This window comes from Candidatus Sulfotelmatobacter sp. (assembly GCA_035504415.1).
Lineage (GTDB): Bacteria > Vulcanimicrobiota > Vulcanimicrobiia > Vulcanimicrobiales > Vulcanimicrobiaceae > Vulcanimicrobium.
In genome coordinates this window covers 146,300-159,547 of sequence record DATJRY010000019.1, presented here as the reverse complement: position 1 = coordinate 159,547, position 13,248 = coordinate 146,300, and the positions used below count along the sequence as shown (strand labels likewise).

Here is a 13,248-nt window from a genome sequence, read left to right as displayed (position 1 = left end):
CCGAGTCGATGAAGCACTCTTTCCGCATGACGCTCGTCATGCTCTGCGCGCTCTGCCTGGTGCAAACGGCACCCGCCATCTCCGCCGGTGGTCCGCCGATCAAGGTCGCGCTGTTGGCGCCGACCTCCGGCAACGCCGCGGCAGCGGGCCACGACATGGTCAACGGCTGGAACCTGTACTGGAGCGAGCACGGCAGCTCCGTCGCCGGGCACGCGATCGTCACCACCGTGTACGATACCGCTTCGAACCCGTCGCGCGCGCTCGATCAGGCGCGGCACGCGGTCGAGCAGGACGGTGCGCAGCTCGTGGTCGGGCCCTATCTCGCCAACTCCGGGCTGGCCGTCGCGCCCTATCTCGAAGCGCACCGGGTTCCGATGATCCTCCCGACGGTGTCGGCCGACGACCTCTCGCAGCGGCTGGCCAACTCCTACGTCGTCAAGGTCGCCGGCTGGACGTCGAGCCTGCCGACGCACGTCGCCGGCGAATGGGCCGCCGAGCAGGGTTACAAGAACGTCGCCACGATCGCGAACTCCTACGCGTTCGGGTACGAGAACGCGGGTGGCTTCGCGCAGACCTTTACCGAGAAGGGCGGCAAGATCGTCGCCCAGCTGTGGTCGCCGCTCGGCACGGCCGACTACAGTCCCTACATCTCCCGCCTGCAGGCCGCGCATCCGGACGCGGTGTTCGTCGAGATGGTCGGCGCGGACGCGGTACACTTCCTGCAGCTGTGGAACTCGTTCGGACTCAAGAACAAGATCCCGCTGATCGCCAACGAGACGACGACCGACCAGTCCAACATCCGATCGATGCCGCCCGAGGTCGTCGACGGCATCGTCAGCTTCGGCCACTACGCCGAAGGTCGCGACGACGCGGCGACCCGCAGCTTCGAGCTGAAGTACGGCGCCGCCGAGGGTGTGCTCCCGTCGTACATGGCCGCGGGCTTCTACACCGCCGCGCAGTGGCTCGACATGGCGATCACCCACGTCCATGGCGACATCGCCGACTCCGCGCGCCTGCTGACCGCGATCCACGACGTGCGGCTGGCCGACTCGCCGCTGGGCCCGCTCGAGCTCGACCGCTACAACGCGCCGGTCGAGAACGTCTACCTGCGCCGCGTGGTCGCGACCAGCGGTCCGGCGGCGAAGTACGCCAAGACCTGGAACGTCGTGACCAAGACCTGGCCGCACGTCTCGCAGTTCTGGACCTACAACCCGAAGACGTACCTCAAACAGCCGGTCTACACCGAGTCGTTCCAGGGGATCAAGTGAGGCGGGCGCGGTGGGCGTCGCGCGTGCCGGCGGCGATCGCCGCCGGCGCGCTGCTCGCCCTGGGTTCGATCGCGCGGCCGCCGCACGCGCTCGCCGACGCGAAGCCGCTGCGGCTGGGCGTGCTGATCCCGACCTCCGGCGTCTTCGCCGCGCCGGGTGCCTACATGCGCGAAGGCCTCGACCTCTACCTCGCGCAGCACCGCAACGAGCTGGGCGGCCGTCCGGTGCAGATCGTCGCGGGCGACACGCAAGGAAACCCGTCGGTCGGCTTGACCGAGATTCGGCGCCTGGTCGAACAGGAACACGTCGACGTCATCTTCGGACCGCTCTCGGCGGCCGTCGGCTCGGCGCTGGTGCCCTACATCGACCAGCACAAGATGCCGGCCATCTATCCGATCGTCTCGTCGGACGATCTCACCCAACGGACGCCCTCGCCGTACATCGTGCGCACCGGCTGGACCAGCAGTCAGCCCACGCACGTGCTCGGCGACTACGCGTTTCGGGTGCTGAAATACAAGACCGCGGCCACGGTCGCGTACGATTTCAACTTCGGCTGGGAGAGCATCGGCGGGTTCGTCGACACCTTCCAGCGCGACGGCGGCAAGGTCGTCAAGCAAGTCTGGACGCCGACGGTGACGTCGGACTACTCGCCGTACCTTTCGGCGATCCCGCGCGACGTCGACGTCGTGATGTGCAGCTTTTCGGGGACCGCGGCGGTGAACTTCATTCACCAGTACCGCGCGTTCGGGCTGAAGATGCCGCTGATCTGTCAGGGCAACACCACCGACGAGAGCACGCTCGACGCCGAAGGGCCGGGCGCGGTCGGGATCGTCACCGCGCTGCAGTACAGCGCGACGCTCGACACCTCGGTCAACAACGCCTTCGTCGCCGCCTACGAGCACGCGTTCCACCACGTGCCCTCGTACTACGGCGAGGGGACGTACGACGGTGCCGCGCTGCTCGACCGGGCGCTGGCGTCGGTCCACGGCGACACGTCGAACACGCCGGCGTTCCTGCGCGCGCTCAAGCACACGACGATCCCCAGCGCGCCGCGGGGCCCGATCACCTTCGACGCCTACGGCAATCCGGTGCAGAACATCTACGTGCGCCGGGTCGAGCAGCGCGGCGGCGCGCTGGTCAACGCGGTCGTCCAGACCTACCCGCACGTCTCGCAGTTCTGGAACGTGCCGCCGAAAGAGTACCTCAGCCATCCGGTCTACTCGCGCAGCTATCCGCCGTGCAACGGCTGCGGATGACGCCGTGAGCGAGACGATGCGCGCGGCCGTCTATCACGGTCCGCGCGACATCCGCGTCGAGGAGCTGCCGGTGCCGCAGCCGGCGCACGGCGAGTTGCTGGTGCGCGTGCACGCCAACGGCATCTGCGGCACCGACGCCGGCGAGTACGTCGCCGGACCGCAGATGTACCCGCTGCACGCCAAGCACGGGCTGACCGGGCATCTGGGGCCGATCGTGCCCGGTCACGAGTTCGCCGGCCGCGTCGCCGCGATCGGCGCCGGCGTCCACGGCTTCACCGAGGGCGAGCCCGTGGTGACCGGTGCGGCACTCTGGTGCGGCGAGTGCCCGCAGTGTCGCGCCGGCCGCACCAGCATTTGCACGCTCTACGCGACCGTCGGCCTGCATCGCGACGGCGGCCTCGCGCAGTACGTCCGCGTCCCCGCCCACATCGCGCTGCGCGCGGCGCCGTTCGGGCTGGCCGACGACATCGCCGTGCTGGCGCAGCCGATGGCGATCGCCGTCCACGCGCTGCGCCGCGGCTCGCCGCGTCCCGAAGAGACGGTGCTCGTGCTGGGCGCCGGCGGGATCGGCGCGTTCCTGATCTACGCGTTGGCCGAAGGCGGCGCGCGCGTCATCGCGGCCGACGTGCTGCCCGGCCGGCTCGCGATCGCCGAACGGCTGGGCGCCGACGCCACCATCGACGCCGCCGACGCCGCGACGGTGCGCGAGCGGCTCGACGCGCTGGGCGTCGTGCCGACGCTGGTGTTCGAGGTCACCGGCAGTCAGGCCGGCTACGAGAGCGCGATCGCCGCCTGCGATCCCGGCGGTCGCGTCGTCTCGGTCGGCATCGCGAAGCATCCGCTGACGATCGACGCCCGCCGCGTCACCGTCAAAGAGCTCGAGGTGATCGGCACCAACGCGCTGATCGGCCGCGACGACGTCCCCGAAGCCGCGCGCCTGCTCGCGATCGATCAACCGCTCTGGACCGCCGTCGCACCCGTCGCGATCCCGCTCGACCAGCTCGTCAGCGACGGCATTCTCCCTATGGTCGAAGGCCGCGCCGCGCAGATCAAGACCCTGGTCGACCCGTGGACGGAGCGCACCCGTCCGACGACGGCCGACTAGTTCACGCCGCCGCGGAGCGAGCGGTGGCGCCCGTCGAACCGCGAACGTCTCCCCGCCATGGACACCATCGACCGGCCGAGTCACGCGACCCATGAGGTGACCAATCAGCCGCCGCCGCTGGCCGGGTACGACGTCGCCGCGGCCGACGTGGCGCTCATGGAAGGCCTGCGCCGCGAGGGCGCCGGATGGGCGGAGGCCGGACTGCACGAGCTGGGGACGCTGGCGGGCTCGGAAGAGGCGATCGCCTGGGGGTTCGAGGCCAACCGCAACGAGCCGGAGCTGCGCACGCACGATCGCTTCGGCAACCGCATCGACGAGGTCGCGTTCCATCCGAGCTGGCACCGGTTGATGGAGGTCGCGATCGCACACGGCCTGCACGGCAGCCCGTGGCGCGAACCGCGCGAGGGCGCGCACGTCGCGCGCTACGCCGGCTTCTACGTGTGGTCGCAGGTCGAGTCCGGCCACGGGTGTCCGATCTCGATGACGTACGCCTCGGTGCCCGTCCTGCGCCGGCGCCCCGATCTCGCGGTGCTGGCCGAACCGGTGCTGACGTCGACGACCTACGAGCCCGTGCTGCGACCGCTGCGCGAGAAGCGCGGCGCGCTGTGCGGCATGGCGATGACCGAGAAGCAAGGCGGCTCGGACGTGCGCGCCAACACGACGCGCGCCGAGCCGTTCGACGGCGACACGTACACGCTGACCGGCCACAAGTGGTTCTGCTCGGCACCGATGTCCGACGCGTTCCTCGTGCTGGCGCAGGCACCCGAGGGGTTGACCTGCTTCTTCTTGCCGCGCGTGCTGCCCGACGGGACGCGCAACGCGTTCCGCATCCAGCGGCTCAAGGACAAGCTCGGCAACCGTTCCAACGCGTCGAGCGAGATCGAGCTCGAGAGCGCGATCGCGCTGCGCATCGGCGAGGAGGGACGCGGCGTCGCCACCATCATCGAGATGGTCAACCACACGCGGCTCGACTGCATCGCCGGCACCGCGTCGCTGATGCGCCAAGCGTTCGCGCAAGCGGCGCACCACACCCGTCATCGCCGCGCGTTCGGCGCGTTGCTGGCCGATCAGCCGCTGATGCGCAACGTCCTCGCCGACCTCGCCCTCGAGAGCGAAGCGGCCACCGCGCTCTTCCTGCGCCTGGCGCGCGCGGTCGACCGCGCCCCCGACGATCCGCGCGAAGCCGCGTTCGCGCGGCTGGGCACGGCGGTGGGCAAGTATTGGGTCTGCAAGCGCGGGCCGGTGCACACCGGCGAGGCGATGGAGTGCCTGGGCGGCAACGGCTACGTCGAGGAGAGCATCTTGCCGCGCCTCTATCGCGAGGCGCCGGTCAACTCGATCTGGGAAGGCTCGGGCAACGTCAACGCGCTCGACCTGCTGCGCGCGCTGAGCCGTCAGCCGGCCGCGGGCGAGGCGTACTTCGCCGAGGTCGCGCTGGCGGCCGGAAGCGATCGGCGCTTGGACGCCGCCGCCGCCGCGCTCCGCGCGGACCTCGCGGCGACCGACCCCGCCGGCGTCGAGGCCGGCGCGCGGCGCATCGTCGAGCGGCTCGCGCTCGTTTTACAGGCCTCGCTGCTGGTGCGGCACGCGCCGGCCGCCGTCGCGGACGCGTTCTGCGCCAGCCGACTCGGCGGCGAAGGCGGGCTCGCGTTCGGAACCCTCCCGCCGAGCGCCCAGACGGGCGCGATTCTCGAGCGAGCCTGGCCGCGATGAGGGCCGAGCGGGTACAATCGACGCACATGCGTACCGTCGCCATCGCCACCACCGCGCTTCTCGCCGCCGCGCTCTCCGCCGCCGCCTTCGCGCAAACGCCCAACCCCCAAGCGGTGCACGCCGCCAGAGCGGCCACCGCGAAAGCTCAGGCCGTCACCTTCAACATCAGCGCGCGTAACGGCAGCGCGATGAGCGGGTCGATCGCGCTCTACCAGATCGGGCATACGCGCACGCGCGTCGTCGTCACCATCCCCAAGGCGAGCAACGAGCGGCTCTCGCTCTACAAGGCGTCGGACTGTTATGACTCCGTCACGCGCGCTCGCACGCTCGTCGCGCTGACCCCGATCAACCAGGCGGGCAACAACGCGCAGTCGTCCTCGACGATCGTGAACCTGCCGCTCAACGAGCTGGAGTCCGGCAACTACGTCGTCGACGTGCGCGACGCGACCGGCCGCGCGACGTACGCCGAAGCCTGCGGTCACCTCGGCGCAGGACACTGACAAGGCCGACACACGTCGGCAATACAGTAGAGATACCGTCCGATGAGTGACATGCAGATCGCGTACGCGCCCCACCGCTTTACGGTCGACGACTTTCACCGGATGTCCGACGCGGGATACTTCGCGCCGGACGCTCGGGTCGAACTCCTCGACGGGCAGTTCTACGAGACCGTCGTGTCGATGAATCCGCCGCACGCGGTCAGCGTGCAGCGGTTGAATGTAGCCCTCGTCCGGCGCCTGGGCGACGTCGCGACGATCCGGTGCCAGTTGCCGGTGATTCTCGGCGAGTACTCCGAGCCGCTGCCGGACTTTGCGCTGGTCCGTCCGAATTCGCGTGAGTACCTCGACGGCCACCCGCAAACCGACGACGTCTTCTTCCTGGTCGAGGTCAGCGACAGCTCGCACGATCAGGACCGCCGCCTCAAGGCGCCGCTCTATGCTCACCACGGCGTGCGGGAGGTGTGGCTGGTCGACCTCGTCGACGATCTGGTGGTCGCCTATCGCGACCCACGCGCTGACGGCTTCGCGATCGTCACGGTCGCGCGACGCGGTGAAACCATCGCACCGCTGGCCTTCCCGGGCATTCGCGTTCCGGTCGACGAGATGCTGCCGCCGCGCTGAGCCTCAGCTCAGGGCGGCGAGGACGTCGTCGGCGTTGCGTTCGGGCGGAAAGACCGGGTAGAAGACGCGCTCGATCACGCCGTCGCGCGCGATCCACGCCATGCGCTTGAGCAGCGTGAGCCCGGCGGCGTCGAAGGTCGGTAACCGCAGCGCGTGCGCCAGCCGCAGCTGCGCGTCGCTGAGCACCGGAAACGGCACGTGCAGCCGTTCCACCATCTCGCGCTGATAGTCCGTGTCCTGCGTGGAGAGTCCGTAGACGCGCGCGCCGCGGGCGGCGAAGTCGGCGTGCAGATCGCGGAAGCTGCAGGTCTGCGGCGTGCAGCCGCGGGCACCGGGAATCGTATCCCAGTCGTCGGTCAGCGACGGCTCGCCCGGGCGGCCCGTGCGCGGGTATGCGAACACGACGACCAGACCCGGAATCGTCGAGAGATCGACGCTCGTGCCGTCGGTCGCCGGCAACGCGAGCGACGGAATCCGCGTCCCCGCCAGGTGGGCGGCGGCACCGTCGTCGAGAGGGATCGGCAGCGCGGTCGATTCGCTCATACGGTGCGGTCAGTTCTCGCCGACGCCGGGGACGTCCCACAGGACCAGCTCGCCGGTGCCGTGCACGCGCAGCTCGGGGACGCCGTGGATGCGAACCGCGTCGCCGGTCGCGAGCCGCTCGCCGTTCGCCTCGACGGTGCCGTCGGCCACGAACAGAAAGCCGTAGCGGCCGGGTCCGAAGCTGTGGGCCAGGGTCACGTCCGCGACGCTCGCGACGCGCAGCGTCGCCTGCTGGCGCAACGCGACCGGCGCCGGCACGCCGGATTCGCCGCTGGCGACGGTCAGCCAGCGGTCGCGCCGCGCGGCCGGATCGAAGGCCTGCTGCCCGTACTGCGGCGCGCCGCCCGCGTGGGGCGGCAGGATCCACATCTGCACGAAGTGCACGTCGCGCTCCGCCGAGTGGTTGAACTCGCTGTGGCGCACGCCCGTCCCCGCGCTCATGTACTGCACGCCGCCCGGTCCGACCACGCCGTGGTGCCCCATCGAGTCGCGGTGCTCGAGCTCCCCGCGCAGCACGTAGGTGACGATCTCCATGTCGCGGTGCGGGTGCTCGCCGAAGCCCTGGCCCGGCGCGACGGTGTCGTCGTTGAACACGCGCAGCGCGCCCCAATGGAGGTTCGCCGGATCGTGGTAGTCGGCGAAGCTGAACGAGTGGTACGTCTTCAGCCAGCCGTAGTCGTAGAAGGCGCGGTCCTGCGCCCGCTGGACCGCGAAAACGGGAGCGGCAAGCGTTGCCATGGTGGACCTAGGACCCGCCGCCGCGGGCCGGCGGTTGCGCGGCTCAGGCCGTCGTGTCGATCGCGCTGCCCGTGCCGGTCGCGCCCAGACCCAGCAGCGTCGCCATGCTGGCGTAGGAGTTCGTGGTCCCGCTCGAGCTGGTCCCGGTGCCGATGTTGAACGCGTCGTTGATCGCGTTGTAGCCGTCCTGATCGCTCTGGCTGATGATCGATTCGTAACTCGGGATGTCGAGCGGGCCCGACACGGTCGACGACGAGCTGCTGCTCGACGTGCCGCTCTGGATGGCGGACTGCGCGGTCGCCGCGGCCGCTTGGCTCTGCGCGGCGTTCTGCTGCGCCTGATACGCGGCGGCTTGGGCCAGCACGCTCTCGACGTTCGACGTGGCGTCGGTCGGCGAATCGAGCGACACCTGCAACAGCTCGGCGGCGTCGTCTTCTTGCAGCGTGCTGTACTCGGCCACGTACGGCGAGATCGTCTGCGCGTTGCCGGTGCTGCTCGTCGACGACGACGTCGACGACGAGCCGGACGAAGACGACGACGAGGCGCCCGGCGCGGCGGCGTCGCCGTAGGCGAGCCCGGTCGGCAGACTGGGCGTGTACGTGTAGGCGGCGGGATCGGGCAGCGAGCCGCTGCTCACCGACGATACGCTCATGGCACCTCCCTGTGGTCTGTATCGGCGATTCTGCCGACCGCCCCTGAACGCCGCCTGAGTTTACACAGACGTGACGGGCGTCCGGCCGGCCAGCCGGATCTCGCCGCGGTCCGCCAAGCGGTCCATCAGCAGATGGTAGTAGAGCATACCCTGCTGCGGGGCGAGCGCGTCGAGGATCGGCTCCGGCGCCAAGTTCGCGTCCCCCGAGAGGCGCCGAAAGGCGGCCGCCGCGCCCGAGTCGTTCATCGGGAACAGGTCGAGCCGGGCGAACCCTCGCAGGCCGATGACGGCGGCCGTCCAGGGCCCGATTCCCTTGTGCGCGGTCAGGGCGGCGAGCAGGTCCGGAGTCGACAACCGGTCGAGGGTCGGCTCGTCGAGCTCGCCCGAGAGGATCGCTCGGGCCACCGCCTTGAGCGAGAGCACCTTGTTGATCGAAAGCCCGAGCGCGCGCAGCTCCGGCGGCTCGGCGGCCAGGATCGTCTCGGCCGGGACGAAGGCGCGCAGGGCGACGCCGGCGACCTCGCGCAACGGCGCGTAGCGCTCGACGACGCGCCGCAGGATGGCGCCCGCGGCGTGGATCGAGACCTGCTGGTAGACGACCGCGTTGACGACCGTCTCCCACAGGGAGGGGTAGCGCGGCGGCTTGACGCCACGAGCGGCCTTCGCCAGCGGCGCCAGCCACGGAATCCGCCGCGCGCCGGCGTCGAAGGCCGCCAGCGAGACCTCGGTCCCGAGCATGCGGCGCACGATCGCCGCGGGATCGAGGGCGCGCGCCTGCGGACCCTCCAGGCGCACGCGCAGCTGCCCCGGTGCGCTCTGCGTCACCGCCAGCAGCGTCGGCGCCGCGGGCACGCCCAACAGCCGGCGGTACGTCGTGCCGTCGAAGGTGTCGACCGCGTTGGTCGAGAGGCGCCGCAGCACCGCCGCCGTCAGGTCGAGCCGGTACGGCGTGCGCACGGGGACGTCGGCCTCGCGAACGCTCACGACGAGGACGACCGCCGCGCGGCGGGAAGCGTTGCGGCGTGTACCTGGCGACCTACGCGCGGTATTGGCGGATCAACCTGCTCACGATGCTCGAGTACCGCGCGAACTTTGTCATGTGGTTCTTCTTCACGATCTTCTACCACGGCACGGCGATCGTGGCGCTGTGGGTCACGCTGCGCAACTTCCCCTCGATCGACGGTTGGGACTTCCGCGAGACCGCGTTCATGTACGGCTTGTGGATGCTCGGCCACGCACTCCACAACACGCTCTTCTTCACCGTCGGCGACGTGCCGACGTTCGTGCGCGAAGGCCGCTTCGACCGCTTCCTGGTGCGCCCGCTGGACCCGCTCTTCCAGGCGCTCACGGTGCCACAGCAGATCTCACCCGACGAGCTGGTCCTGGCGGTCCTGTTCTTCTGCGTCGCGACGGCCTACGTCGGCGTGCACGTCGACGCGCTGTTCGTCGCCTACGTGCCGCTGGTCGCGATCGGCGGCGCGCTGATCGACTTCGGCGTCACGCTCGCGATCGCCACGGCGTCGTTCTGGGTGATCCGCATCGACGCGCTGCGCTGGATCGTCATGTCGCTCGAACAGGACTTCTCGCGCTATCCGATCGGCATCTATCAGAAGGGCGTGCGGCTCGCGCTCGCGTTCGTGCTGCCGTTCGCCTTCATGAACTACTTTCCGGCGACGTTCCTGTTGCACAAGAGCGAGGACGGGCTGCACCTGAACCCCACGGTCGGGCTGCTCACGCCGCTGGTCGGGCTGGCCTGCGCGGCGATCGCGTACGCCTTTTGGCGCTTCGGACTGAACCGCTACCAAGGCACCGGGAGCTGACGGCTCCGTCCACGTCGAAGCACGCCGCGGAGGACGATCCGATGGACGACGAATCCCAGAACCGCTGGTCCGCAGACGTCACCGCGCACGACCGGCACGACGTCGGCGGCGGCGTGTTCTCGACCGGCACGGCGGCGGAGATCGCCGACGCGGTCATCGGGGCGGCGCTCGAAGAGGGTGCGGACGAGCATCTCGAACGGCGCGCGATGGCGAAGCTCACGTTCTACGAAAACCGGGCCGGCCGCCATCTCTCACCCGAACGGCGCGCCGTGCTGGACGAGGCGAAAGAGCTGGTCCGGGCGCGCGCGGCGTCGCGCTAACCGGCCGGCTGCGCGTCGTCGATCGCGCGCATGAGCGCGAGCAAGGCCGCGTTCAGCGGGGTGGGGATGCCGTGCCGGCGTCCGGCCGCCACGAGCGGGCCGGTGAGCTCGTCGACTTCCGAGCGACGGCCGGCCAAGCGGTCGAAGTACATCGAGGTGCCGGCGTCGGCCGGATAGCTCATCAGGCGCGCGAGCGCGTCGACTGACTCGGTCGGCCCGAAGCGCGCGCCCTCGGCGCGTGCCACCGCGACCGCCTCGTCGAAGACCGCGCTGCACAGCGCACGCATCGCATCGCCGCGCAAGACTTCTTGGCGCCGACCGGTGAGCGCGGTGATCGGGTTGGCGGCCAGGTTGAGCAACAGCTTGCGCCAGGCCAGCGTCGGCAGGTCGCCGGTAACGCGCACGGCGAGCGGCGTGCCGGCGAACAGCGCCGCGAACGCGCGGCCGTCCGCGTCGTCGCCGACCGCGAGGTCGACGACGTCGGCATGGCGCATCCGCACGCGATCGTCGGCCAACCGTTCGCCGTTGTAGTAGACGATCGTCGGCACGACGTGCGCCGATCCGACGAGCGGCGCCACCCGCTCGCGCTGCCCGATCCCGTTCTGCAGCACCGCGACCCGCGTCGCCGGACCGCAGAGACGCGCCAGCCACGGCGCCGCCGAGCTCGACTGGTGGGCCTTGGTGCACAGCAGCACCCAGTCGGCGGCCCAGACGCCGGCCGGATCGCAGTGGACGCAGAGGTCCACCTCGACGTCGCCCTCGGGGCGCAGCAGCGCGAGGCGCGCGAACGGCCGGCGCGCGCAGGCGATCACGTCGTGGCCGGCGGCGCGCAACGTCGCCGCGACGACCCCGCCGATGCCGCCCACGCCGACCACCGCGATGCTCATGCTCGACGATCCTAGCAGCGGGGCCGCCCGCACGGCTTTGCGAAAAGTGCGGTATGGCGGCCGACCTGCGGTAGTGGCGCGAACGCGAGCGCGACGACACGTGCCTGTTGGCGGCGCGCTACGGCGCGCACGTCTGGGAACGTCACGTGCACGAGGAGCTGGTGCTCTCGATCAGCGAGGCGGGGACCGGCGTGTGCGAGACCAGGGACGGTGCCGCGTGCGGCGGCCCCGGGACGTTCTGGATCTTCGCGCCCGGCGAGGCGCATCAGGGCTTCGTCGAAGCCGATTGGCAGTATCGCGGCGCCTACCTCGGCGAGCGATCGCTGCGCGAGCTGGCCGGCGCGTTCGACGCCGAACGCGTGCGCGCGCTGCACGTGCCGCCCGGTTTGTATCGCGACGAGCAGTTGGCGCGGCTGCTGCTCGACGCGCACCGCTGCGCCGAGAGCGACGCACCGCTGCTGACGCGGCAATCGGCGTGGTCGCTCGCGCTGGGAACGCTGTTCACCCGCTACGGGCACCCGCGGCCGCGCGTTCCGGACGCGCGGGTGTCGGAGCGCCGCCTGCGCGTCGCGCGCGAGTACCTCGAGGCACACTTCTGCGAGGACGTCGCCATCGACGACCTCGCGCGGCTATGCGGGTTGAGCCGGTTCCACTTCATGCGCGCGTTTCGCGCGCGGTACGGCATCGCGCCGCACGCCTATCTCGTGCAAGTGCGCGTCAACCGCGCGAAGCGGCTGCTGGCCGAGGGACGGTCGGCCACCGAGGTCGCTTTCGCGGCCGGCTTCGCCGACCAGAGCGCGCTCACGCGCCACTTCAAACGCGCCTTCGGCGTCCCGCCCGGTGCGTACGCGCGCGCGGTCGCCGCGAGCTGAACGCGGCGAACGGCCCATCACGCGTTTGAACGCGGTGCTGAACGCGCTCTCGGACTCGTAGCCCAGCGCCGCGGCGATCTCGCCGACCGGCTCGCTCGATGCGCCCAGCCGGTCCTCGGCCAGCATCATGCGCCAGCGGGTGAGATACTCCATCGGCGACGAGCCGACCGTCGCTTTGAACTTGAGCGCGAAGGTCGAGCGCGAGAGGCCGACGCGCTCGGCCAGCTCCCCGAGCGTCCAGCGGCGCGCGGGCTCGGCGTGCATCGCGCTGATCGCGACGCTCATCTCGCGGTCCGCCAACGCGAACAGCCACCCGACGCCGTCGCGCGGCGCATCGGCGAGGTACAGCCGCAGCGCCTGCACCAAGAGCAGATACGCGACGTTCTGCGCGACGAGGAACCCGCCCGGCTGTTCTTCGCGCAACTCCTCGCTGAGGCGGCGCAAGAGCCAGCGCAGCGCGGCTTTATCGACCTCCTTGCGGATGTGCACGATGGGCGGCAACATGCCGAGCAGCATCCCGGCGTGCGGGCTGCCGAAGGTGAAGTGGCCGCCCACGATCAGCGCGTCGCCGCCGCCGTTGACGGTGGTGATCGCGCCGTTCGGCTCCGGCGGCAACAGCGTGCGGAAGTCGACCGGAGTCAGCCGCAGATCGGTCGTGAGTCGAAACGGACGCCCGGTCGGCAACAGAAAGCAGTCGCCGCGCTCGAGCTGGACGGGATCGGGCACCCCGTCGACCGACAGCCACAGCCGGCCCGACCCGATGGCGTAGCACTTGATCCCCTCGTGCGGACCGAACTGCACGGCGTGGGGTCCGCCGACGTCAATCCCGCGCGACATGAACGTGCGCGGCTTGAGCAGGGAGAGGACGTCGGAGAGCGGGTCCATATCTCGTTTCCGGACGATCGCGAAGATTCTACGGACTTTTCAGCATAGACCGTATTCTCTCCCGGGCG

Annotated in this window: 14 protein-coding genes and 1 pseudogene; 9 read left to right on the top strand and 6 right to left on the bottom strand. The window is 70.6% G+C overall.

The window, feature by feature from the left end:
* Positions 1-8: 8 nt before the first annotated feature.
* The 6 genes from VMD91_17320 to VMD91_17295 are packed head-to-tail and all read left to right on the top strand — an operon-like array spanning position 9 to position 6,463.
* Positions 9-1,268, top strand: a complete 1,260-nt coding sequence (locus tag VMD91_17320; GenBank protein HTW85834.1) for an ABC transporter substrate-binding protein — start codon at positions 9-11, stop codon at positions 1,266-1,268.
* A 23-nt stretch (positions 1,269-1,291) separates the two neighbouring features.
* On the top strand, positions 1,292-2,524 hold the full coding sequence (locus tag VMD91_17315) for an ABC transporter substrate-binding protein (protein HTW85833.1): 1,233 nt from the start codon (positions 1,292-1,294) through the stop codon (positions 2,522-2,524).
* A gap of 4 nt (positions 2,525-2,528) precedes the next feature.
* The gene (locus VMD91_17310; protein HTW85832.1) at positions 2,529-3,629 is read left to right on the top strand and encodes an alcohol dehydrogenase catalytic domain-containing protein; all 1,101 of its coding nucleotides are present in this window, start codon (positions 2,529-2,531) and stop codon (positions 3,627-3,629) included.
* 57 nt (positions 3,630-3,686) lie between these two features.
* Positions 3,687-5,342, top strand: a complete 1,656-nt coding sequence (locus VMD91_17305) for an isovaleryl-CoA dehydrogenase (GenBank protein ID HTW85831.1) — start codon at positions 3,687-3,689, stop codon at positions 5,340-5,342.
* 26 nt (positions 5,343-5,368) lie between these two features.
* The gene (locus VMD91_17300) at positions 5,369-5,842 is read left to right on the top strand and encodes a hypothetical protein (GenBank protein HTW85830.1); all 474 of its coding nucleotides are present in this window, start codon (positions 5,369-5,371) and stop codon (positions 5,840-5,842) included.
* Positions 5,843-5,884: 42 nt separating this feature from the next.
* Positions 5,885-6,463 (top strand): Uma2 family endonuclease, encoded by a 579-nt coding sequence (locus tag VMD91_17295; protein HTW85829.1) that lies wholly within the window; start codon positions 5,885-5,887, stop codon positions 6,461-6,463.
* Between the two features lie 3 nt (positions 6,464-6,466).
* Here VMD91_17295 and VMD91_17290 read toward each other — a convergent pair whose 3' ends face one another.
* The 4 genes from VMD91_17290 to VMD91_17275 are packed head-to-tail and all read right to left on the bottom strand — an operon-like array spanning position 6,467 to position 9,380.
* Positions 6,467-7,006 (bottom strand): peroxiredoxin, encoded by a 540-nt coding sequence (locus VMD91_17290; GenBank protein ID HTW85828.1) that lies wholly within the window; start codon positions 7,004-7,006, stop codon positions 6,467-6,469.
* A gap of 9 nt (positions 7,007-7,015) precedes the next feature.
* Positions 7,016-7,744 carry a pirin family protein gene (locus VMD91_17285; protein HTW85827.1) on the bottom strand — a complete coding sequence of 243 codons (729 nt, stop codon included), beginning with the start codon at positions 7,742-7,744 and terminating at the stop codon, positions 7,016-7,018.
* 43 nt (positions 7,745-7,787) lie between these two features.
* Positions 7,788-8,396 (bottom strand): hypothetical protein, encoded by a 609-nt coding sequence (locus VMD91_17280; GenBank protein ID HTW85826.1) that lies wholly within the window; start codon positions 8,394-8,396, stop codon positions 7,788-7,790.
* A 60-nt stretch (positions 8,397-8,456) separates the two neighbouring features.
* Positions 8,457-9,380, bottom strand: coding sequence for an AlkA N-terminal domain-containing protein (locus VMD91_17275; GenBank protein ID HTW85825.1), 924 nt, complete (start codon positions 9,378-9,380; stop codon positions 8,457-8,459).
* A 38-nt stretch (positions 9,381-9,418) separates the two neighbouring features.
* Here VMD91_17275 and VMD91_17270 point away from each other — a divergent pair, with 38 nt between their 5' ends.
* Together VMD91_17270 and VMD91_17265 are read left to right on the top strand one after the other, a co-directional pair.
* The gene (locus VMD91_17270) at positions 9,419-10,216 is read left to right on the top strand and encodes an ABC-2 family transporter protein (GenBank protein HTW85824.1); all 798 of its coding nucleotides are present in this window, start codon (positions 9,419-9,421) and stop codon (positions 10,214-10,216) included.
* A 41-nt stretch (positions 10,217-10,257) separates the two neighbouring features.
* On the top strand, positions 10,258-10,536 hold the full coding sequence (locus VMD91_17265; GenBank protein ID HTW85823.1) for a DUF3175 domain-containing protein: 279 nt from the start codon (positions 10,258-10,260) through the stop codon (positions 10,534-10,536).
* Here VMD91_17265 and VMD91_17260 read toward each other — a convergent pair.
* Positions 10,533-11,423 carry a 2-dehydropantoate 2-reductase gene (locus tag VMD91_17260; GenBank protein HTW85822.1) on the bottom strand — a complete coding sequence of 297 codons (891 nt, stop codon included), beginning with the start codon at positions 11,421-11,423 and terminating at the stop codon, positions 10,533-10,535. The genes VMD91_17265 and VMD91_17260 overlap by 4 nt on opposite strands.
* 107 nt (positions 11,424-11,530) lie before the next feature.
* On the opposite strand from VMD91_17260, the gene VMD91_17255 reads away from it, so the two are divergent.
* Entirely contained in the window at positions 11,531-12,295 is a 765-nt protein-coding gene (locus VMD91_17255) for an AraC family transcriptional regulator (GenBank protein HTW85821.1), read from the top strand.
* Between the two features lie 9 nt (positions 12,296-12,304).
* Here VMD91_17255 and VMD91_17250 read toward each other — a convergent pair.
* A pseudogene (locus VMD91_17250) lies at positions 12,305-13,180 on the bottom strand (AraC family transcriptional regulator).
* Between the last annotated feature and the right edge of the window lie 68 nt (positions 13,181-13,248).